Below are 22,946 nucleotides of genomic sequence, written 5' to 3' on the forward strand. Positions count from 1 at the left end.
TTTTAGAAAGTTAAGTTGGCACCCAGATTGTAAACCCTTACAGATGGATATTCTAATCCCGTATTGAGCTGAGTTTCAGGATCGATTCCAATATCTTTTAAATTGTCTATTGAAAACAGGTTAAAGCCATTTGCGTAGATTCTGATTTTACTGATTTTAGCACCTTTAAGCCATTTTTGCGGCAAGTTGTAGCCCAGCTGTACATTTCTCAACCGTAAGTAAGAAGTATTTCTGAACCAGAAACTGGAAGCGCGTTGGTTGCTTTCGTTATTGGATTTTTTTAAAGCCGGATACGTTCCGGGAATCCAGGGGCTATTTACATCGAAGATATTCTCTCTGTGCCAGCGATCGTTTAAAAGAAAATCGGGTGAGTTTGCATCATTTTGAAAAGGCAGTTTCAATTCGGCAGCACGGCCACGGCTTTGCATGGTTGCACCGGCAAAGTTGAGCTGTACATCAAACCCTTTGTAAGCAAAAGCGCTGTTTAAACCAAAATTAAGGTAAGGCAGGTTACCTTCGCTATACCCGTTTGGTCGTTCATCAAGCCCATCAATCACACCATCGTTGTTCTGATCTTTATAAATAAAATCGCCCGGCAATAAGGTCGTATTGTTTTGTCCATCAATATCAACCGGGTAATTTGCAATTTGCTCTTGCGATTGAAACTGCCCGATAAATTCGTATCCCCAGTTGATGCGGGCCCAGCGATCTTCTACCGAATTTCGGTATTGATCGATGGAATTTCCGAATCGGGGTTTGTACGTGTACACATTTCTTAACCTTGCAAGGGTGGCATTTACGCCAACGCTGTACTCGAGCTCGCCACTTTTGCCCGAGTGGTTTAAGGCCATTTCAATGCCTAAAGTTCTGTTGGCATTTAAATTCTCGCTGGGTGCTGTAAAACCCACTTCAATGGGCAAAAGCACATCATACCGTGGCGCAGGTATGCCCGTCAAATCTCTTCTGAAAACCTCTACAGAGCCACCTAGCTTGCCTTTCCATAAATTAAAATCGAGGGCAATGTTGGTAATGGCACTCTTTACCCAGGTTAATCTGGTAACCGGAAGACCTCTGGCTGCTATACCGGTAATTAATTGGCCATCTAAATAAGCGTTGCCCGATCCAAAATTATACCCCGGAAGGTAGGCAAAGGCGCCAACCCCATTATCTTCGCTACCAGTTTCTCCATAAGAAGCCCGTAGTTTTAAATCTGTAATTACTTTTTGAATGCCTTCTCCCTGCATAAAACCTGCTTTAGAAATTCTCCATCCGCCAGATATAAAAGGAAATAAGCCCCATCGGTGGCCTACAGGAAAACGCCACGATCCATCGTACCGCCCACCAATTTCGAGCAGGTATTTGCTGTCGAAATCGTAATTGGCACGAAAAATAAACCCGGCTCTCGCTTCTTCCGTTACCCGGTCGCTCACGGCCTGCAGCTCATTAAAAAAGTTAATAATATCAATTTCATTACTTACGGGCTGAGATCGCACAAAGAATAATTTATCTACTCTTTCCTGAGTTTCCATAGCAGCAATGGCACTTACATTGTGCTTGCCAAAACTATTGGAATAGTTTAGCTGCAGGCGAAGTACATTATCGATGATATACCCATTATCTCTAGAGCGATAAGGGTTTTGCTGACCACCTGTAACGTTATAAGCACCGGCGGCCGCATTATAGGTGTAAGTTTTGTAAGTTTTTTCGTAAGTATTTCCCAATAAATTATTGTAAAAAAAGGAGTACATTCCAGTTGCTGTTAACCCCTTTACCGGAAATTTATATTCGAGGTCGAACGTGGTTTGTAGCGTGCGTCGTTCTGTTTTGTTATAGCCAGAATATTCGAAAGTGGCATAATTGGTAGCGAAATTATTATTGGTAGCCGGATAGTCGGGATTGTCATTGGCGTATGGCCCTTCGGTGGGCAGATTTCTGAACTGGCCCAGCAAGGCATTAAAGTAGTCATCATCGCCAGGCAGCCCCAGTAAATCCCTGATTTCGATTTTGCCATTAATTTTTATTCCAGCCTTTAACCTTTGCCCTATTCTAGTTTCGATATTACTTTGTAAGTTGGTTCGGTTAAAGTTATAGCCCTCAAATACGGCGTCTTGATCCATACGTGAAAGGGAAAGATAATAGCTTGTTTTCTGCGAGCCCCCGGTGGTGTTAATATTGATATAAGATTGCGGGGCATAGTCTTTTATATAGCTCGACCAATCGAACCCCTCATAACCTGGAATGCCCTGCTGCCACTTGCTTACTTCTTCCGGCGTCCAAACAGATGTACCATTTTGGTTGATATCTGCCTCGGCAAGTGCCCTCACGTAATCGCCGGCATTGGCAGCTTTAGGGAAACGGAATAAACTTTGTAAACCGTAATAGGCATTTACATTAATTTTGTTCTCCTTATTTAACCCGCCTTTTTTTGTTAGTACCAATACCACACCGTTTGAGGCTCTTAACCCATAAATGGCCGCAGCAGCATCTTTTAAAATGGAGAGGCTTTCAATATCTTCTGAATTTAGGTTATTGAATTGTTGTGCTCCTGATGGAACGCCATCAATTACATAAAGCGGGTCGCCAAGGTTTCGAATCTGTAAACGGGCTTCGGCACCGGGCCTACCATCTGGAGCCCTTGACGTTACCCCTGCCACCTTGCCAATTAAAGCCTGAGAAACGGTGGGCACCGGTGTTTCTGTTAACTCTGCTGAGTTTACCGTGGCGATGGATCCGGTTACACTGCTTCTTCGCTGTTGGCCATAACCTACCACAACCACTTCTGTTAAAGCTTCAGACGAGGTAATTAGCTTAACGTTAACCGTAAGTCTATTGGCTACGGCAACTTCCTGGCGATTAAAACCTACGTAGTTAAAAACCAGCACATCATTAGCATTAGCAGATATGCTGTAGCGCCCATTGGCATCGGTAACCGCTTTTGCACTTTTGTTTTTGACGCTAACGGTTACAGCAGGGATGGAAACTCCTTGTTCATCGGTAACAGCGCCCTGAATGGTGCCTGTTGTTTGTTGCCATAAAAATGATTTGTTGTATAGGCCCTCGTCATGTTTAATGGAGTATGCCGGCAGAACGCAGGCACAGAGCAGCCAAATAACTGCAGATAATTTCAGCATAGTTGAGTTATATTTGGTTATTAATGAGATGATTTTTTAATCGTCTATTTTACTAAATCGATTTGTTCAGCAGAAAACGACAGTTTATCATTCCCTGCATCACTAACGGATGATACGAATGTAGTATTAATAGAAAGTCGATTTAATTCAATCTTTAGATGATTTATCTCAAATCATGCAGTCATCGGATGAATATAGCAAACGGGTAAGGTATTCATCCGATGACTAAAATGCTTGGGTCAACAGTCATCGGATGAATATAGCAAAACGGCCAGGTATTCATCCGATGACTATAATGCGGTCGGTCAACAGTCATCGGATGAATATAGCAAACGGGTCAGGTATTCATCCGATGACTAAAATGCGTTGGGATGACAGGTTTTTCACCGAGTCGTCATTGCGAGGCCGGGCCTGTGCGAGCCGAAGCAATCTGATTTACGAAATGAGATTGCTTCGTGCCTCGCAATGACGAACTTTCTTATTTCTGTCATTGGTTAGCTTGTACCGACAGCTATCGGTAGGGGATCCTAATGCACAAAAATTCGGTGCCTTGCAACAGTCATCGGATGAATATAGCAAACGGGTCAGGTATTCATCCGATGACTAAAATGCTTGGGTTAACAGTCATCGGATGAATATAGCAAACGGGTCAGGTATTCATCCGATGACTATAATGCGGTCGGTCAACAGTCATCGGATGAATATAGCAAACAGGTCAGGTATTCATCCGATGACTAAAATGCGGTCGGTCAACAGTCACGGATAACCAAATTGACAACATATTTAAGGCGTTTTACAAGAACGGTCGTCATCCTCAGCTTGACTGGGGATCCTAATGCACAAACATTCGGTGCCTTGCAACAGTCATCGGATGAATATAGTAAACAGGTCAGGTATTCATCCGATGACTATAATAAAATCATGCAGTCATCGGATGAATATAGCAAACGGGTCAGGTATTCATCCGATGACTAAAATGCGGTCGGTCAACAGTCATCGGATAACCAAATTGACAACATATTTAAGGCGTTTTACAAGAACGGTCGTCATCCTCAGCTTGACTGGGGATCCTAACGCACAAACATTCGGTGCCTTGCATTAGGATTCCCACCTGCGTGGGAATGACGAACGGGCAAAAGGAGATGTGTCCACACGATGGCTAGGTAAGGGACAGGGTGACGTGTGTTCATGTTAGATAGGCGATAAAAACCAACGGAGGGCGTTTATTAATCGAACTCTAGTTATCAGGCATCGGATGAATCTATGACTCTATCCGTTACTGCCGTTAATTTTATCGCGTAAAGTGGAAATGTACTCTACCGGCGATTGCTTAAAATAGCGCTGAAAACTTCTACCGAAAACAGTTTGCGAGTTATAGCCGACAATCTGCGCAATTTCAAAAATTTTATGGTTGTTTTCTGCCATTAACTGAACTGCCTTGTTTAACCTGGCCTGAGTAATCAAATCCTTTACCGGAACGTTCAGCAGTTGCTTAATTCGTCGGTACAATGTAGGGCGACTCATGTGCATGTGCACGGCCAAATCGTTAATATCGAAATCGCTGTTGCTTAAATTTTTAAGGATATACTGGTCTAATTTTTTTAAAAAATCGTTGTCTGATTGTGACCGCTCTTCGAACTGGAGGTGACCAAAAGGATCTTGGAGAACATGATTTCTAACGTTCGATCGGTTTTTGAGCAGATTATCTACCTGTACCAATACCAAATCATAAGAGAACGGTTTTTCGATGTAGGCATCGGCACCATGCCTTAAACCCTCAATCTTGGCTGTGAAAGTATTTTTTGCAGTAAGCAAAATAATGGGAATATGGGCGTATTCGGGGCTTGCTTTTATTTTCTCGCACAATTGGAAACCATCCAAACCGGGCATCATCACGTCGCTAATAATCAGTTGAATAGCATGTTGGCCCAATTCTTTTAATGCACTCAAACCATTATCAACCGTAATTACCCGATAATGCTCACTCAGCACTTCAGACATAAACTGGAGAAGATCTTTCTCATCATCTATTAGCAAAATTGTATGCGGCATTTAATAATTGGTTAGCTTAAATCGAGTTTTACTTCTTGATTTATAGGTATGGTTAGTTCAAATATATTGATTTCGTCATTTTGGATCAAAATTAATTTCCCGTGATGCATTTCTGCCAGGTGCTTTGCCAGTGCCAGCCCAATACCAGATCCGGGAATACTTTTTTGGTGATTTACCCTGTAAAAAGGTTCGAATATTTTCTGCTGATGTTCCGCATCAATCATTTCCCCATCATTTTCTATCCTGATCACCACATTACGCTTCCCTTCGGCGTTGCATACTTTCATACTGATATTGATGTAGCTACCAGCATATTTTACAGCGTTAGAAAGTAGGTTGCTCATTATTTTGGTACAGGCTTCGTTATCTACCCAGGCATGTAAAGTTCTTTTAGGTAAGGTCAAATTCAATTGTAACTGTTGCTTTGACAGCTCAAGCGAAAAAATTTCCACCTGATCAATAATCAACTTATTGATATTTACCTTCTCAAAATTCAGCGCAAAGTTGTACTCCTCGGTTTTCCTGAAATCGAGCATTTGTGTGGTGAGCGTAATTAACCGTTGAATGTTCTTTTTTACGAGCTCCAGATTTCGCTCTACCGTGGTGGGGTCGTTAACTTTATTCAAAGCCCAGTCTATCGGGCCTTTAACCAAAGTAAGTGGCGTTTGTATTTCGTGAGCGATATTGGTAAAAAACTCGATTTTGGAATGATAAATTTCCTTTTCTTTATTCAGCGCAAAAAGTTGATGCTTACGCTGATTTTTGATCTCGATAGACCTGTGGTAAAAATAGATAATCAACGAAGTTAACGAGATTAACAATATGCCATAAAGAATGTAAGCGGCTGTAGATTTGTAAAAAGGTGGCAAAATTTTTATAAAAAGCACTTTTTCCGGAGTTTGCCACAAGCCGATATTACTTCTTGCTTTAATTGCAAACTGATATTTTCCAGGCGCCAGATTAGTGAAATAAGCTTTTCTATTGCTATTAATCTGTGTCCATTGTTTGTTCAGGCCCAGCATTCGGTACTGGTATCGAATAAGATCCGGAGCAGCGTAATCCAGTGCAGCAAACTCCACATCAAACGTCGATTGATTGTAATTAAGCACAATAGAATCGGTAGCCAGAATCGGTTTTTGAGTTTGGCCTGTATTTTCGGCAGCGCTGTTGCTGCTGATGTGGAGCGAGGTAATGTAAATTGGCGGCGTTGGCGTTTGTTTCCTCAACGAATCCGGATGGAAAGCAATCAGCCCCTTAACCGATCCGAAATACATTTTCCCATACTGATCTTTATAGGCCGAATTGTAATTAAACTGATCGGTTAATAAACCGTTGGCCTTTGAGTAAACTTTAAATTTTTCTGTTTTGGTATTGAAACAAATCAGCCCTTTTAGCGAACTGATCCAAAGATTTTGATGGTCATCTTCCAATATCCTAAATACGTTGTTGGTTGGGAAACCGGTTTTGGTACCAAAGCGCTTAAACGTTTTACGATCTTTTGCCACCCTGATCAATCCACCACCTTCAGTGCAAAACCAAAGAATCTGCTGTTTATCTTCATAAATCCCCTGAATCATGTTTTCCATGGATTTAGGGTCACTTTCATCTTTAAACCTGATGCTCCCGTATCGCTTTGTTTTGGGATTAAAGAAAAAAGCCCCGTTTCCTAAACTGCCTGTATAAATGGTTCCTTCGTGGTCCTCGGCGATAACATAAACGTAAGAATTTTGAGGAATTTGAGGAACAGGCACCAATTTTTGGGCTTTTGGAAGATAGGAAAACAAACCTGCACCAGTTGTGCCAACAAGAATCTGCCCATTTTTTGTTTTGGCGATAGACATTACAAAAGCTTTGATATGGCTTCTGGGACGGATAATATTGTTAAATCGTTTATACAGTTTGCCAGTTTGTCTGTTTAAAATTTCCAATCCCTGCAAAAAAGGTCCGGCAAAAATCTGATCGTTCTGCACCAATAATCCATGAATATTCGGATAAGATAAATCTGAAGTACGCCCCACACCAGAAAATCGCGTAAATGATTTCGTTTTAGGATCAAACTTGTTAATTCCTGCATCTTCGGTACCCAGCCACACATACCCGTCTTTATCTCCGCAAATTTCGCGAACAGCTTTCCCCGAAATAGAATTTTTTAAATTGGTAGGAAAGTACTTTTCAAAAGCATTATTTTCTGTGGATAAATGGTTTACCCCACCAAAAAAAGTACCCGCCCAAATGCCTTTTCGTTCATCCTGAATTAAGCAGTATACCGCATTATCACTGAGCGAATAATAGTCGCCGGTTTTGTGCTGAATATTTTTATAGCTATCCTGAGTAAGATTGTAAATGTAAATTCCCCTTTCGGTGGCCAGCCAACATTCACCGTTCGAAAGGATTTTGAGATCCCGAACATATACATCCGTTCCATCGGCATTTTTGGTGAGTAGTGCTTTGGTGCTGCCATCTTTTAAGTTGTATTTATAAAGGCCATGCGTTGTAGCCATCAATACAAATTCTCTGGTAGGCAGAATGCGGGTGATGGGCCAACGTACATTGGTTCTGAATGTGGTTTGCAGATTATTCAAATTGGTATTCCGATTGCCAGTTTCAAGCGTTTTAAGTACCCCTTGATGAGTGCCTATCCACAACAGGCCATTGCGATCTACCTCCGTACTGCTGCCGCCAATTTTTGTGTCGAAATATTTGCCGGTTGATGGTTGATAGTGGTAAACTTTTCCGTTCGAAGTAACCCAGAGGTTATTATTTTTATCGCAGGCTATACTTCCAACATAGCCCAATGGCAAAGTTAGCCTTTGCACTTTTTCCGAATCTGCGTTTAAGAAAAACAGGCCATTTAGTGTCCCAATCCACAAAACCCGCTTTTTATCTTCTCGCAAAACCGTTATGGAATTTTCTCCCGACAATTTTTCAGTGATAGAGAAATCTCTAAAATAATAGCCATCAAAACGGTTCAGCCCACCCTTTGTACCAATCCAGATGAAACCCCTGTAATCTTGCGCTATTGCCGTAACCGTATTGTGCAATAAGCCATCATCAACCTGATAATTTTGGAAGTAATAAGATTGAGCCGACGAAATGACAACTTTTAACATCAATGTAAAAAGGAAACAAAAATGCATTAACATATTATTACCGTTTTATAACTCATCATCAGTATAGCTTAAATCATCATTTTGGTTAGTAGAAAATCAATTCGTGCACCAGGGCAAATTGCAAAGTAAAGCTAAGCTGAGCATACAATGATAATAATTGTAAACTATTATCCATACCAAAGCTCAATTGATTTTTATAAATGAGACAAATAGGCATCAAATTGATCGAAAACGTTCAAATTGTTTGGTTTAATTTGTAACGGAGCTTCCACGTTTCGGGCATAACCAAATATAATTTAATGATTACAAGGATGCGGTTTCCAGCAAATTCAATATTCGAAAATGAACAAAGAACTTGGGATGACAAGTTTTTCACCGAGTCGTCATTGCCCCAAAGGGGCTACTTTGTAGCGAGGCAGGGCCTTTGCGAGCCGAAGCAATCTGATTTACGGAATGAGATTGCTTCGTTCCTCGCAATGACGATCTTTCAAATGTCTGTCATTGGTAGCTTGACTGGAGAGCCTAATGCAAAATTAGGCGTACGGCACCGCCTGCGTGGGAAAGACGAACAGTCGAAGGAGATGTCTACAAACCATAGACCACCAGCAGGAAACAAATTGATTCCAGGGCACAATTGTGGTTGGAGGTTATTTGCTAAAGGTGCAAACTGAATTTTAAACGTTTAACAATGATGAGGTATACTACAAAATTATCAATTGGTTTTGCCATAATAGTAACTACAGTTATTACCGGGGCATCTTTTACGACTTATGATGTTGTTAAAAAATCATTAAAAATTGATAAAGCACCAAACATCCTGCTTATCCTTGCCGATGATATGGGCTATTCGGATATAGGTTGCTACGGCGGTGAGGTATCTACCCCAAACCTCGATCGCCTGGCATCAAACGGATTACGCTTTAGGCAATTTTATAACGGGGCAAGGTGTTGCCCAACCAGAGCTTCACTGCTGACCGGCCTTTATCCACATCAGGCAGGTATTGGCCACATGACAAATGACCCGGAAGATAGCACCGCTTTCCAAATGAATTTACCGGGTTACCAGGGCGCTTTAAACAACAAATGCGTTACTATTGCCGAAGTTTTAAAAACTGCTGGTTACCAAACGCTGATGTCGGGCAAGTGGCACCTTGGCTATAATGGATTGCAAAGATGGCCATTGCAAAGGGGCTTCGATAAATATTATGGCATTCTGGCGGGCGCTACCAATTACTTCGAACCAACCGGATCGAGGGGATTAACATTCATGAATGAGCACGTAGAACCAAAGGGCGAGAACTTTTACCTCACCGATGCCATTACCGATAATGCCATTGATTTTATGCAGCAAAGCAGTAAAAACGCCAATGCTCCGTTTTTTATGTACCTGGCTTATACCAGTCCGCATTGGCCGTTGCAGGCTTTCAAAAAGGATATTGACCGATACAGAGGCAAGTATAAAACAGGATGGAAAAAGTTAAGGGAAGAGCGCTTTAACCGGATGAGAAAAATGGGTGTAATTCTTCCGTCGGTAAAGTTAACGGAGGAAGACGGTGTTGACTGGGAAAAGCTTACACCTGAAAAAAAGGACGAAATGGATTATAGAATGGCTATTTACGCAGCTCAAATTGACAGGATGGATCAAAATATCGGGAGAATAATTGCCATGCTGGAGCAATCTGGACAAATGGATAATACACTAATTCTTTTTCTGGCCGATAATGGAGCCTGTGCCGAAGGCGGCCAGTTAGGTGGTGGCCTGAAAGAAAATTTAGGATCTAAACGCGGCTATTTACTCAGTTATGGGCAATCGTGGGCGAATGTTTCCAATACGCCGTTTAAAAAATATAAGCATTGGGTAAATGAAGGTGGAATCAGTACCCCGCTTATTGTGCATTATCCAAAAGGTATTTCCAATGCAACAAAAGGGAAATTTACTGATCAATATGGGTTTCTGCCAGATATTATGGCCACAATCGTCGATGTATCCGGCGCAAAATATCCAACTCAGTTTAAAGGGAATTCAATTTTACCAATGGAAGGAAAAAGCCTGATGCCAGTTATTCGGGGAAAGGAAAAATCAGTTCATCAACAGCCTATTTTTTGGGAACATGAAGGTAATGCGGCTATGAGGGACGGCAATTTTAAGCTGGTTTGCGAATATGAAGCAGGAAAACCAAAAAAATGGGAATTGTATGATTTACTGAAAGACCGATCGGAAACACATGATCTTGCCAATGCCCTACCAAATCAAGTGGCAACGATGTCTGCCGCTTACGAAAAATGGGCTTCAAGAGCAGGCGTAGAACCTTTTGATAAAATAAGAGAAATTATGGCTGCTAGGCGGAAGAAATAACAGAGTTTCCGCCTGAAATATTAATCGAACTGGTTATTCTGATCAGCATAAGCATCACGATTGGTGTTTTTAACCTGTCATAAAGGAATGCTAAACCAAAATTCGCTGCCTTCGCCGATCTGGCTTTCTACACCAATTTTTCCTGCATGGCGGTAAATAATCTCTGCACATAAATAGAGCCCTATTCCAAAACCTGCAATGGTTTTCATTTGCTGACCCTCAACGCGGTAATAACGGTCAAAAAGCTTTGGCTGGTCCTCGGCACTAATTCCCATTCCATTGTCCTTTACACTCACCCTAATTTCTTTGTCAACTGTTTCCGACCTAACCCAAATGGTGCTTCCGCCTGGCGAATATTTTACGGCATTACTAATCAGGTTGCTAATTACCTGACTTATTTTATCGCGGTCTGCATTAATCTGCACTTCGCCATTACTGGAGAATCTAATCTGGTGACTGCTGATCATGATCATAAATTCTTCCTCAATTTCCTTCATCACCTCACCCAGCTCAAAACTGCTTTTATCGATATTGATCTTGCCAGCCTCCAGTCTCGAAACATTCAAAAAGCCATTAATCATTGTGGTCATCTTTTTTACCTGGCTTAGCGATCTGTCCAGAGGCCCAAGAGACGAACTGTCATCAATGTTACGGGCTTTTCGCTGTAGGATCTGTAAAAAAGCATTCAGCGACGTAAGTGGTGTCTTAAGCTCGTGGCTTACCATTCCGATGAAGTCGTCTTTGCGCTGTTCTTCTTCCTTAATCCGCTCAATGTCGGTAGTACTGCCCACCCACATGGTGATTTGCCCTTGCGAGTCGAGTATAGGTGAGGTTATATTAAGGTGCCAGCGGTAATTGCCATTAATATCTTTAAAGCGCATTTCCATTTCAAGTGCAACTCCTTTAGCAGCGGCCGCTTTTAAACGGCGCTGAAATTCCGGAATCTCATCGGGGTGCATCATCTCGTGATAGCCGAAATCCCGCAGGTCCTCAAAGTTCATCCCGCTGTAATCCAGCCATTGTTGATTAAAGAAAGTGACCTCTCCGCCAGGCAATGCATTGCTGATCTTGGCCGGTACAATGTCGGCCAGGGAACGGAAATGTTTTTCGCTTTCCTCAATTTTTTTGCGTGCAAGCACCTGCGTAGTAATGTCAACGGCAACGATCATGAGCGCAAATGGCTTGTTATCCGCGTCTTTTAGCGGCTCATAAACAAAATTGACGTGAACGGTCTCCGGCTTGCCGTTCCGCATGAGGGCAATTTCATGCTCATTTGCATAATAGGTAGACCCGGTAGAAATAACCTGCGTTGTAATTGGTTCGTAAAAGGCTTTGGCTTCTGCGTTCACCTCCCAGTAGGGCAAATCATCAAAGGCTTCCCGCGGCTTTCCGATGATCTCCAGAAAAATATCATTTATCTCTACCACAAAGAGCGGATCTCCTTGCAATATGCACATGCCTACAGGCGCCTGTTTCACAATGTTTCTCAGGTTTTCCTCATTAGCGCTCAACCTGTCGTTGGCCAGCTGTTTCTCCTGGGTTTCTCTGAGCAGTTGCGCTTGTGCAACAACAAGCTCCTGGTTTGCCGATTCGAGCTCTTCATTGATGACCATGTATTCCTCATTGATAGCAGAAAGCTCCCTGTTAATTAAGGCGAGTTTATTCGTACTTTCTTTCAGTGCAGCACTGCTCATCTCCAATTGCTTTCGGTTGTTCACCTCTTCAGTAATATTAATTACCGTGACTAATATCGATTCTACCTCCCCGTTCTGCTCAAAGATGGGATCGTAAGAAAACCTGGCGTAATGCGATTTAAGCGTTCCATCCACGGTGCCCAGGATCACTTCTGTTTCAGGAAGGGAAAATCGTTTACGGCTTTCCATCACCCCGCGCATCCGCTCGGGATTGGGCTGGCCATGCAACTCGGGAAAAATTTCTACAAGACTGCGCTCGAGCACCTGATCAAGCGTTCTTCGCCATACAGTGAGCATCGGTCCGTTGGCAATTTCGACAATGAGGTCTTTAGTCCTCAAAATTGCCATCGCAATAGGGGTGTTCATCACCATTGCCTCCAGCCGGTGCCTGGCAGATTCGGCGGCCTGAGTACCCTCAGCAACCCTTATCTCCAAATCTTCATTGAGCTCCTGCAAGGTAGTCTGCGCCAGTTGAAGCTCATCGTTAACCGCCATCAACTCTTCGTTTGTTGCCGCTAGCTCCCCATTAAGGGCCTGTTCATTTTCTAACGCCTCCCTCTGGCTTTCTTCAAATTTAATCGCCTGCTCAGCGGCAACACGTTCGGTTACGTCGGTTGCAGTATGCAAAAGGCAGTAAGTTAAACCCGTTTCATCCGTCAACGCCCGGTATTCGAAATCAAAATAATAAGTTCCCAGTACGCCGCCAATTTCCAGGTTTGCAGGGGTATTGTGTGCTTTAAAGGTTTTACCGGTACGCCAAACATTTTGAAGAAGCGCCGTAAAGGGCTGGCCAACAATTTCCGGAATGGCCTGCTCAAAGGTTTTGCCAACCACTGTTTTATCTTTTCCCCAAATACGAAGCATTCCATTATTAACGAAGGCAATATGCAGTTCTTCGCTCGTGTAAATGGCCGTAGCGTCATTGGATAGCGATAATGCTTCAAGCAGGAATGTATTGCCTGAAATCTGGTTGGGCTGGATCATCAAAAGTAAAAAACAGGTAAAGTTAAGCTAATTTTCCCAGCTTGCGACTTACCAATATAAAAATATCCAACTGGCGAGCGGCGCAAACATCATACTGAACAGTTTCTGTGCTAAAGCAAAGAACCGGCTAATGAATTAGGTATTGGGGTAGTGCTTTTGAAATTTAACTAATCAAGTGCCTTTTGGCTAAGCAATCCGAAAAAACCTGATCCTATTGAAGATTTAATGATGGTAAGCCAATTTTAAATCTTAAATTTATTTCACTAACCACATTATCATTTTAATCCCTTCATTATGAAACATTTAAAGGTGCTATTTCTGGTAGCCATTGTGGGTTTATTGGTTACCGGAAGCATGGTGATGAAAAACCATCATCTTCTGTTCTCTGATTCTGCCAAAGCAGGGATTTTTTCTCTGGAGCTTACTCGCTCTGATAGCGTACAATATCGTATTTTTTCGGAATGGAACAGGGAAGGCAATTACGTATTCGAACGCAACTGGAAAGACCCGGAAGAATCGGGTTCGATTATAACGGGGTTACAGACTGCTAAACGCCAAACTAACGCCGATTTTGGGTTTATTTTCTTTTACGTATCGACTTTTATACTGCTGTTTTGGTATTTTTTTAAAGGGGTATCTACATCTACTGCCAGCATCAGCCAACGGCAATTTAAAATATTTGCGGGTACAGCGGTACTGATTGGGGTGCTGGATGTAGCCGAAAATTTTTACATCCTTCAAGCAATCCGTCATTTTGAGCAGCTTAATCCAAATATTCCCTCCATGATCCATTTAGCCAAATTTGTGGAAAACGGGGTTGCAATGAGTGTTTTTTATCTGGCATTGTTTAAGTTTATCCTGCTGGGCTGCATGTTGTTTTTCTTTGGCTGGAGCATCAGTTTTTTCAAACGCTTAACCGGCTGGTTATCTATTCTGTCGGCAAATACCTTGTTTGCATTGCGCCTCAGCTGGACTTTCCGTATTGTACTTATTGTGTTGTTTGTGCTTTTTGCGCTGTTGAACTTTTCAGACCAGGGACAGGATTTGCTGATTACGATTAATACTTCTTTCTGGGGGACCATCATTTTTCTGATTTGTATTTCGGTGCTGGCGGCGTTAAACTGGTACCTGCCTAAGCTGTATGCGGGCGGGTTTACCGATCTGCTGTTAACAGTGCCAAAAGGGTTTTCTATGCAGCACAAAAGCACGGTAGATTATGCCCGCTTACTGGGCGTACTTTCGTTTTTAATCCCTGCCGTGGGTATTTTAAGTACAATGAAACGGTACCATATGCCTTATCTTTTGGATGATGTGCCAGTGCTGGCAATATTGCTGGCGGCTTTAATTGCTTATTGGCAAATGTTGCGCCATAACTCGCTCGATACTTTCTTTGCACCCAATAACATTTTTTCTTTTAGCCGTTACCTCACCGTAATGGCGCTGCTTTTTGCAGTGATGATCGGCTTTTACTTCATCAGAAACACCAATGTGGAGGAATATGGCCGGCTGTCGTACCTTTCACTCAATCTTTTTTTGCTTTCCTTCGCCTTTTTAATTTCTGTAACCTACCGGTCGAAAATCCAGCTGGTCAAAAACATTCAAGTGGGGCCCATTGTGCTCATTTCCGGCCTGTTACTGGCACTGGTTTTTATTCTTTTCAATATCCCGTACATCCTTTTTGCGCTCACTGCCAAGTTTAGGTTTTTTACACTGGCCATTGCCATTTCTGCGCTCATTTGCTACCTTCTGCTATTTTCGTACCTGCTCATATTGGGCAAACGCACCAATGTGCAGTGGATTACTTTGTTACTTTTGGTGGGCGTTTCTATCTCTTATTTTAAAATGAGTGATTTTCATAAAGTCCATACCGTTAAAGCCGAAGCTAGCGGGCAACACTCATTACGTGCACACATCCGCAATTGGCTTAGTTTCAGGCGTGGAGTAATTGAAAGCTACGCAGCAGACCATGGCAGGCCCTATCCAGTATTTTTTGTTAATTCTTACGGCGGCGGCATCAGGGCATCGGTATGGGCTACAATGATTATTGGCGAACTCGATTCGCGGATGCTCAATGCCCGTGGCAGCAGGATGTTAGCCGACGACTTTCAACATCATGTATTTTCGTTTTCGGGTGCATCAGGCGGAACTGTTGGTTTCTCCTTTCTAACGGCCGATAGATTGGCTGCCGAAAACCAACTCGCCTCCACAAGATTTTTCCCGAAAAACGACGAAATTTATATGCACGACTATTTAACCGCTAATGTGGTGGGTATTTTTGGAAGAGATGTGCTCATGTCTGTTATCGGCGGCAATTGGTACGATGACCGTTCGCGCCTGCAGGAAATTGGTTTCGAAAAAATATTGAAAGAAAAATATAAGATGGATTATAGTGTTGCTTTGAGAGCGGCCTGGAAACAATCAAATATGGAATTGCCGCTCCTTTTTAGTAACACCTATGATATTAATACCGGAAAAAAAGGAATTGTTGCGCCGGTATTGCTTAATCGGGATGATTTTCCGGGTTGTATCTTTATTCAGGACCTGATGAGGGCAAAACACCAGGACCTTCCACTTTCTGCGGCAGCTTTTTTAAGCGCACGTTTTCCGTACGTAAGCCCCACAGGGAAATTTGACGAGAAGCATCATTTTACCGACGGGGGAACAATTGAAAATTCGGGTGCAGAAACTTCACGTCAGGTGATCGAAGTTTTTGAAAGCGTACTTGCCGAGCCGCAATTCAGGGCGCTCAATATATCCATCAATTTGCTTTCAATCAGTAACAGCATTTTGGCTGCAGAACATCCTGTTCGCGATAAAAACATGTATGAAATTATAGCGCCGTTGCAGGGCATTTTAAAAACAATCAGCAGCAATGCGTTAAAGGCCGACACAATAAACAGCGTTATTGCACAACGCAACAAAAAATACAGTTACAATAAAATCCAACCCACATCAGAGCTTATTGGGGGAAACTGGCCCGTATTGCCCCTGGGATGGCAAATTTCGGATAATGCCCTTAAAGTAATGAAGAAAAGTATTAATGATCAACGCCCAAAAATTGATAAAATTTTATCGGTTTTTGGCACACTAAAAGAAGCCGCCGATACCGCAGTGCAACATCACGTGGCAAAAGTCAACCATCAGTAACATTTAAGTAACCTGATAAAAACGATGGCGGTTAAGCCTTTTGAAACAGGTCTGGTAAACGGGATTTAATCCAATGGTATTTACAGGCTCGCTCGCATAATGGCATCGTAACCCAGTTTGCGATAACTCTCAAACTGGGCCTCATCAAAAAATTGATCGCCTGTAGATTGCTGTGGAAAGGAACCGTTTGCCAGATAATATTGCCGCACATCTACGCTCTGGGTTGATAGTATGGAAGATTTAAGATAGACAATAGTTCCGGAGGGTTTCTGATCTCCCGGATAATGAATAGTGCCTGTTACCGACTGGGCTTCCACACGGCCAGTTTTCTCATCAATCAGCGTTAATGGTTCAAGGTTAATGTCAATCTCAACGCCGAAGTCGATCCGGCAGCGCCGAATAGCATTGGCTAGCCCCTCGCAACTGGCGTTTACATCTTCCTCTACATCGCACAGCAAAACATAATGACAACGGCGGCGAATCAGCTCGTAAATTCCCATGTTATCAAAATGGCCACCATCAGAGAGGCATACGTAATCTTTATCGATATCTGATTTAGCGCCCATATCATAAAGGAGGTAAGCAAGCCCGGAACCTGGGTCAGAATTCTCCCACTGCTGTAGCCTGGGATTTCCGATCCATCTACCCAAACGAACGTTAAACATGGTAAGCAGAAATGCGGTGGGTGCCGAAGTATGGTAGCCCATATTTGGGTTTACTGCGGCTCCGGAAATGGCCATAGCAGTACCTAGAGTGGGCCCGCCTGCTTGTCCATACTTCTCAGTAGGCCGATATCCGTATTGAAATATGCCATTGCTGGTGTTACCTGCCGACCGATTTGAACTGAAATCGAAACCACAGTATAAAGGCGAAAAGATGAAAGATTCTGCTTTCCTGTCCTGACGATCGAGCTCGGAAACGGAGCTTGCGTTCATAGCAGAATTTAAGATCGGATAAGGTCCGCGGTAACCTTTGGAGACTTTAAAATCGGCCATTGGAATATCGTCGCGACGATCGAAACCGGTAAAACTGTTAACGGTTGATTCTCGGGACGATCGCCGACGTGTTGCACCAAGATAAGCCCTTACCAGTCTGTTCCGGTAAAAATGGTGAAGCGAAAACTCATTAACGCCAATTCTGCTCCCTAAAAACCACGACAGACCGCCAAGGCATATTGTCATTAAGAGAAATAAAATACACTGACTAAGTTCTCCGTGCGGAACAATGTTAAAAATTTTTTGAATACCCACCAGGGCCGAAGCGCCAATGAGAAAAAAACCGATCATAAAAAGATATGGAGCAAACCTGACGAAAATTTCCGATAGGCTAAAACCGCTTTTTGCTTTGTTGGCCGAAGGAGAACCGGGGTTAAAGGCTTTTCGAACAGCCCAACCGATGATGATTCCCCAACCACCCAAAATTGCAGGTAACTGAGGGAGTTTATTGTAATAAAATTCTTTCACAATTTGTGGCATCAGCAATGCGCCAAAAGTAACCATGATCCAGATCAGAATAAACCGGTGTATTACTGCGCCCATTCTCCCCCACCATTCCCTGCGCTCATCGGCAAAAAGCTTTCCGAGCAGCAACATCCGCAATATAACACCGCAACTGAGGCATTCTAATACCAGCGGGGGGCCAAAAACAAAGGCATATTTGTTTCTGGCATACCTATCGCCCAAAAAAGTATCGGGAAATTGTGCTATAATTTTTGCGCAACAAACCAGCAATAACGTCGAACAAACAGAAGCCAGTGCCGAATAAACAATCAGGGCCGTAAAAAAAGAGAACTGTTTCTCTTTCAGTATCGTTTTATGGTAATTTCCCCACCAGGCAACCCCCAGCATAAACAGCAGGCCGGTAACAGAAACAGCAAAAAATACGTTGGTAAAACTCCATGACGGCCACTCTTTAAGTTCGGGCAGGTTTTTAAGGCATGCGCTAACTACTAAACCACTGGCCATTGCCCAGGCAACCAGCGATGCCGGCAATTTTTTACTCGATCCAAACCTGCCCCGCAAGTCCTGGTTTTCATACGTACGCATTCCGGCCCCCGTTAATAAAGCACCCAAACCTAAAATTACAACGCTAAAAATCCAGGGATAAGATTCGGTATAGGTTTGCACAAAAACATAGGGATAATTCCACAATTCGAACATTAAACCAACGGCAGAAAGCGCAGTACATAGTATTAATACCAAAAGTATTTGGTTGATAAGTGTATTTCTTAGCCAGGTAAGCCCCATGGTTAGGGAATCTATAGACAGAATACCTGTGGTTGGCGCAAGGTAATTACTGTGCATCCGTAACCACCTGATCGGCCTGACATCTTCACTCATCGGGTCGGCAGATTTTTTGGCGTTTAGCAGTGTCGAAATTGCAGTTACTGATCCTACCCGTTGCATCCACGAAATTAACCACGAGCCGATGTAACCTCCGCCAGAAACTGTTGATAAATAATCAAAGCTTTTCAGCACATTACGCTCTGCAAGCCCCTGTAAAACGCCCAGATTAAAGGTAGCCGAGCGAATGCCACCCCCGGAAAGGGCAAGCCCGCGGAGCCTCAAATTCCCGGCAAACCGGATCGGGTCCGGATCGGGAATATTTTCGGCAGCCGGGCGCCGTTCCGAAACAATATGACGAGCAACCCTGGAGGCCTTCACTTCGTTAAGCTCCTGGCTCAAAAGCGTTTCGAAAGGTAAAGCTATTTTTTTCTTCCGTAATGCATTGCGTAAAAAACCATCTTTTACAAGTAATTTTTCTGCCCTGGCCTTGTTTTCGGCCGTCCAGAATGCTTTTGCAAGCGACTTTCCGTAAACTAATTTTTCGATGCCTTCGCCATAAACCTGATAAAGCCGGTTTTCTAAAGGTCTGGATTTCTTCACAATGACCAATACTACCTGCAAGGGCATATATTCCAGCGTTTGCACCAGCAGCAGCCGCGTGGATGGTATTCGATATAATATGAGGCGAAAACGTTCCCTGATGTTGTACAGGCTGTCTTCTGCTAAATTTTCTAATAGCCGCTCATCCAGCGCTTTAATTTTTGGTTCATCAGGGTATTTACCCTTATAAAAGGATACCAGTCGTAAAACCGTAGTAGTCAAAAAATCTATAGGTTTTTCTTTCAGCGCACACCGCCAGATCAGTCCTTGGATACGGGAGGAAACTTCGGCCTGCTTTATTTCAGAAGCTTCATCCATTTTATTTCCGATGATAGACTTATTTTTTCTGATTTGCTCAACATCGAGATTTACAGGTACATCCAAAATCCTGCATACCTCACGATACGTAGAGAGGAAAGAAATTGCACGGGCACTAAGGTCGGTAATGATATCCATGGCAAGGCCTGTTTATAGCCCCGTTTGGCAAAAACCGCGCTGGCTGTTAAGCGATAAATAATCAACGGGTAATCATGGTATTCACCATGCGATGATATAGCTTTTTTTCAATCCCCACCCAAACCAGATGGCCTTTAAGAGAAACTGCCTGATAAATAGAAGATACTATTGTAGACTGAAAACAAATATTATATAACTGAATATAAACACTTTAATTAGAACCGCAACAGATTATATGATTTATGCGCCTGAAAAATCGATCAATCATGGTAATTAATCGATTAAAGCTAACAACGGTGATGATCAGCACTGAGCATTTGCTATTTAAAATGATTAATAAAAATTTACTTAAAAATAAGTATTGTTAATTAAATGGAAATGAGTAGCTTAGTTACGCGTTAACCAAACGCATGCCAACCATTCAGATCCATCAAAACATAAAAAGCCTCTCTTTTCCGAGGCCCTTAATTGTAGCCAAACCCCATCCGTCGCTCAGCCTTTGAGATCGTCATCGTCCCAAGTATTTTCTTGTTAAAGCATCTTTATTAAATGTTTTACCATGACACGCGAAAGTCTAAAAGAAAAGCGCCTTTTTACGGGTAGGCTACACTATGCTACGTTTAATCCGGTTGGTTCTCCGACCAGGGTTTGCCCTGCAACCTGTATGGCTTATCATCAGCACTGCGCCCCACCCTATCAGGGCAGCACTACCGAGCCCCATTGCGCAAATTTTACACGCAGAACAAACATGTTAAACCCGAAAAATGCACATCCTTTCGGGATGATCTCCATCGTGCCATCAATCGGGCGCAGCCCCAACACCAAAAAACGCCAATAATGTAAACAAACATTCACTTAAACTATAAAACAATGGGATTAGCAGTAATCAGAATGGGTAGTAAAGGAAGCCAGGTAGAGGACTGGCAATATTTCCTGCGGGGAAAAAATATTTATTGGGACATAGTAGATGGCAAATACGGGCTCAATACCTTTAAAGCCACTTGCACATTTCAATCTTTGCACGGGTTGAGTCCCGACGGGGTGGTGGGCGATAAAACTTATGGTGCGGCCATGATGGAGGGCTTTGGTGTAACAAGCGATCCGGTTACGGATAAACAGACCCTAAACTGGCCAGCCAAACCCAACTTTTCACCGCTTAAAACTGATGACCAAAAGCAGCAGTTATTCGGCCCATTTTCTTTTGTTCACCACCCTCTTCCCGGCGATCCTGAGCATATAGAGATTCAGGGCGACTGGCAAAAGAAGAACATCATTAAGGTGCCCATTCCGCAGATGAAAGTTTTCGGCGGCAGCCAGATGTGGTTTCACCACCTGGCGGCGAAACAGGTGCAGAAAATGTGGTCTGACTGGGAGCAGGCGGGGCTGTTGCATTTGGTGCTCACCTGGGGTGGAAGCTTTAATCCGCGGTTTATCAGAGGCAGCCGCACAACTTTAAGTAACCACGCTTTTGGGACCGCTTTTGATATCAACGTAGCCTGGAACGGCCTTAAAGAAGTTCCTGCATTGGTAGGCCGTAAGGGATCAGTCAGGGAACTGGTAGGCCTGGCCAACGATAACGGATTTTACTGGGGTGGCCATTTTTCGCGGCAGGACGGAATGCATTTTGAGATTGCCAAATTACATGGAAGCTAACAACGCAATTTAAAGCAATATGTTGCAAAACCGCCTGGCAGGGGTTTGTTAACCCTTAAACCTACACCCCACTTAACATCATTACTTAGCTAAACACAGCCACATTTACCAACAACTAAAACCTGATAGTATGAGGGATATTATAGAAAAAAATGAAGGCAAACTTACTGCCCTTCGGTTTATAGGCTTTTGCCTGATGGCCGTTGGAATAGTTTCGTTGATGGTTTGCTCTTTCCGTATCGAAGCTCCTGTTGCCAATATTGTATCGATCTCTTTCTTCATCACCACGCTTGGCTTTTCACTGGCTTTTCCTTCCCTTTTAGAAGGAAATGAAGGACTAAGTACAATGCGTATTGTGGTATTTATGATGACCAATGTAATCTGCATGCTCATGTTAAAAATTGGTTGGTCAAAAGATGTCAAATCGCTCGCAGATATGGGTATTGATGGGTACTGGGTTGGCATTATCGCCTTCACCTTCGGGGCAAAAGCAACGCAGAGCTTTTTCGAAAGCAAAATGGCGGTTGTAAAGGAATTTCGAAAAACCAAAACAGCAGCGCTTGAATACGGCAGCGCAGAACTGGCCAAACTGGCAATTGTTCAAAACGAACAGTACCTGAAAGTAAAATTCCCGAACATACTTACACTAAGTGATACCATAGCAGACCCAAATATGCCCGAAAGCCATGTTGTAGCCATTTATTTGAAAGACAAGAACGACACTGGGATACCTTCATCCTTAGCGGTGAAAATGCCTGATAATAGTACAAGCCTTATCCAAACTGAAATTGTTAAGGGTAGCGGAACTGCCCGGATCCAATACTCACAATTGCGCTCTGAGATTAGTACACCCCAATTTCCAACCTACTTTGGCTCAATCTGCTGCCTGGTAAAATCAACTACCGACCCTGCCTTTACGGGGGTGGTTACCTCGGGGCATATTTATTCTCATGGACGCTATGATGACTTTTTTAATGGCCAGTTAGATCCTGCCCGGCAAACTCGGGTAATACTCGACGGAGAAATTGCCGGAACCTGGGCGTATAAGATGTTAAACTATGAGCAGGACCTTGCAGTAGCGAGCATTGAAGAAAACGTACCTGATGACGCTAATTATCAGAAGTTCCAAAATGGCTTTTATACCGTGGAAGACAAGGATGTTAAAACGCCCTTAAAAAATATTACCATGTTATCAAGAAAGGGCAAAACAACAGCAGCTTACATTATTGATTATAACGTGGGCCTTGATGTTAGCTATGACACCGGTGATAGCTATAAAGCGAACGTTATCCTTGTAGGGTCAACAAACGACAGGCAAACTGCCCGTCCTATTTCAGTTGGAGGCGATTCAGGAAGCTGCATCTTCCATACCGATTCTAAAAAACTTATTGGGATTCTTCTGGGCAGAACAGATAATTTTTCGCTTGTATTGCCGATACAAGAAACATTAAAAGCCTTCAACTTAGAAACCATTTAAT

10 protein-coding genes are annotated in these 22,946 nt (G+C 43.0%); 5 read left to right on the plus strand and 5 right to left on the minus strand.

Annotated features, from left to right (window positions below; translation table 11 throughout):
- Nucleotides 1–2: 2 nt before the first annotated feature.
- The 3 genes from IZT61_RS06480 to IZT61_RS06490 form a co-directional block, all read right to left on the minus strand.
- A complete protein-coding gene (locus tag IZT61_RS06480) occupies nucleotides 3–3,131 on the minus strand; it encodes a SusC/RagA family TonB-linked outer membrane protein (RefSeq protein ID WP_196100362.1) in 3,129 nt (1,042 codons plus the stop codon).
- A 1,269-nt stretch (nucleotides 3,132–4,400) separates the two neighbouring features.
- Entirely contained in the window at nucleotides 4,401–5,183 is a 783-nt protein-coding gene (locus IZT61_RS06485) for a response regulator transcription factor (RefSeq protein WP_196100363.1), read from the minus strand.
- 11 nt (nucleotides 5,184–5,194) lie between these two features.
- A complete protein-coding gene (locus IZT61_RS06490) occupies nucleotides 5,195–8,320 on the minus strand; it encodes a ligand-binding sensor domain-containing protein (protein ID WP_196100364.1) in 3,126 nt (1,041 codons plus the stop codon).
- A gap of 661 nt (nucleotides 8,321–8,981) precedes the next feature.
- On the opposite strand from IZT61_RS06490, the gene IZT61_RS06495 reads away from it, so the two are divergent.
- Nucleotides 8,982–10,649 carry an arylsulfatase gene (locus tag IZT61_RS06495; protein WP_230383879.1) on the plus strand — a complete coding sequence of 556 codons (1,668 nt, stop codon included), beginning with the start codon at nucleotides 8,982–8,984 and terminating at the stop codon, nucleotides 10,647–10,649.
- A 77-nt stretch (nucleotides 10,650–10,726) separates the two neighbouring features.
- On the opposite strand, the gene IZT61_RS06500 is transcribed toward IZT61_RS06495, so the two are convergent.
- Complete coding sequence (locus IZT61_RS06500; protein ID WP_230383947.1) at nucleotides 10,727–13,327, minus strand: PAS domain-containing protein; 2,601 nt, start codon at nucleotides 13,325–13,327, stop codon at nucleotides 10,727–10,729.
- A 294-nt stretch (nucleotides 13,328–13,621) separates the two neighbouring features.
- On the opposite strand from IZT61_RS06500, the gene IZT61_RS06505 reads away from it, so the two are divergent.
- Entirely contained in the window at nucleotides 13,622–16,474 is a 2,853-nt protein-coding gene (locus IZT61_RS06505) for a hypothetical protein (RefSeq protein WP_196100366.1), read from the plus strand.
- Nucleotides 16,475–16,554: 80 nt separating this feature from the next.
- Here IZT61_RS06505 and IZT61_RS06510 read toward each other — a convergent pair whose 3' ends face one another.
- Complete coding sequence (locus tag IZT61_RS06510) at nucleotides 16,555–19,815, minus strand: patatin-like phospholipase family protein (RefSeq protein WP_230383880.1); 3,261 nt, start codon at nucleotides 19,813–19,815, stop codon at nucleotides 16,555–16,557.
- A gap of 559 nt (nucleotides 19,816–20,374) precedes the next feature.
- Between IZT61_RS06510 and IZT61_RS06515 the strand changes: the two genes are divergently transcribed.
- From IZT61_RS06515 to IZT61_RS06525, 3 genes are all read left to right on the plus strand, one after another.
- Nucleotides 20,375–20,653: a hypothetical protein gene (locus IZT61_RS06515; RefSeq protein WP_196100367.1), complete on the plus strand. Its 279-nt coding sequence runs from the start codon at nucleotides 20,375–20,377 to the stop codon at nucleotides 20,651–20,653.
- A gap of 32 nt (nucleotides 20,654–20,685) precedes the next feature.
- Nucleotides 20,686–21,468 carry a M15 family metallopeptidase gene (locus IZT61_RS06520; protein ID WP_196100368.1) on the plus strand — a complete coding sequence of 261 codons (783 nt, stop codon included), beginning with the start codon at nucleotides 20,686–20,688 and terminating at the stop codon, nucleotides 21,466–21,468.
- A gap of 130 nt (nucleotides 21,469–21,598) precedes the next feature.
- A complete protein-coding gene (locus IZT61_RS06525; protein WP_196100369.1) occupies nucleotides 21,599–22,945 on the plus strand; it encodes a hypothetical protein in 1,347 nt (448 codons plus the stop codon).
- Nucleotide 22,946 lies beyond the last annotated feature (1 nt).

It is taken from the genome of Pedobacter endophyticus (assembly GCF_015679185.1).
Classification (GTDB): domain Bacteria; phylum Bacteroidota; class Bacteroidia; order Sphingobacteriales; family Sphingobacteriaceae; genus Pedobacter; species Pedobacter endophyticus.

Coding starts and splice junctions, on each gene's coding strand:
- IZT61_RS06480 (WP_196100362.1), bottom strand. CDS start 3,131: ATGCTGAAATTATCTGCAGTTATTTGGCTGCTCTGTGCCTGCGTTCTG.
- IZT61_RS06485 (WP_196100363.1), bottom strand. CDS start 5,183: ATGCCGCATACAATTTTGCTAATAGATGATGAGAAAGATCTTCTCCAG.
- IZT61_RS06490 (WP_196100364.1), bottom strand. CDS start 8,320: ATGCATTTTTGTTTCCTTTTTACATTGATGTTAAAAGTTGTCATTTCG.
- IZT61_RS06495 (WP_230383879.1), top strand. CDS start 8,982: ATGATGAGGTATACTACAAAATTATCAATTGGTTTTGCCATAATAGTA.
- IZT61_RS06500 (WP_230383947.1), bottom strand. CDS start 13,327: ATGATCCAGCCCAACCAGATTTCAGGCAATACATTCCTGCTTGAAGCA.
- IZT61_RS06505 (WP_196100366.1), top strand. CDS start 13,622: ATGAAACATTTAAAGGTGCTATTTCTGGTAGCCATTGTGGGTTTATTG.
- IZT61_RS06510 (WP_230383880.1), bottom strand. CDS start 19,815: ATGGATATCATTACCGACCTTAGTGCCCGTGCAATTTCTTTCCTCTCT.
- IZT61_RS06515 (WP_196100367.1), top strand. CDS start 20,375: ATGACACGCGAAAGTCTAAAAGAAAAGCGCCTTTTTACGGGTAGGCTA.
- IZT61_RS06520 (WP_196100368.1), top strand. CDS start 20,686: ATGGGATTAGCAGTAATCAGAATGGGTAGTAAAGGAAGCCAGGTAGAG.
- IZT61_RS06525 (WP_196100369.1), top strand. CDS start 21,599: ATGAGGGATATTATAGAAAAAAATGAAGGCAAACTTACTGCCCTTCGG.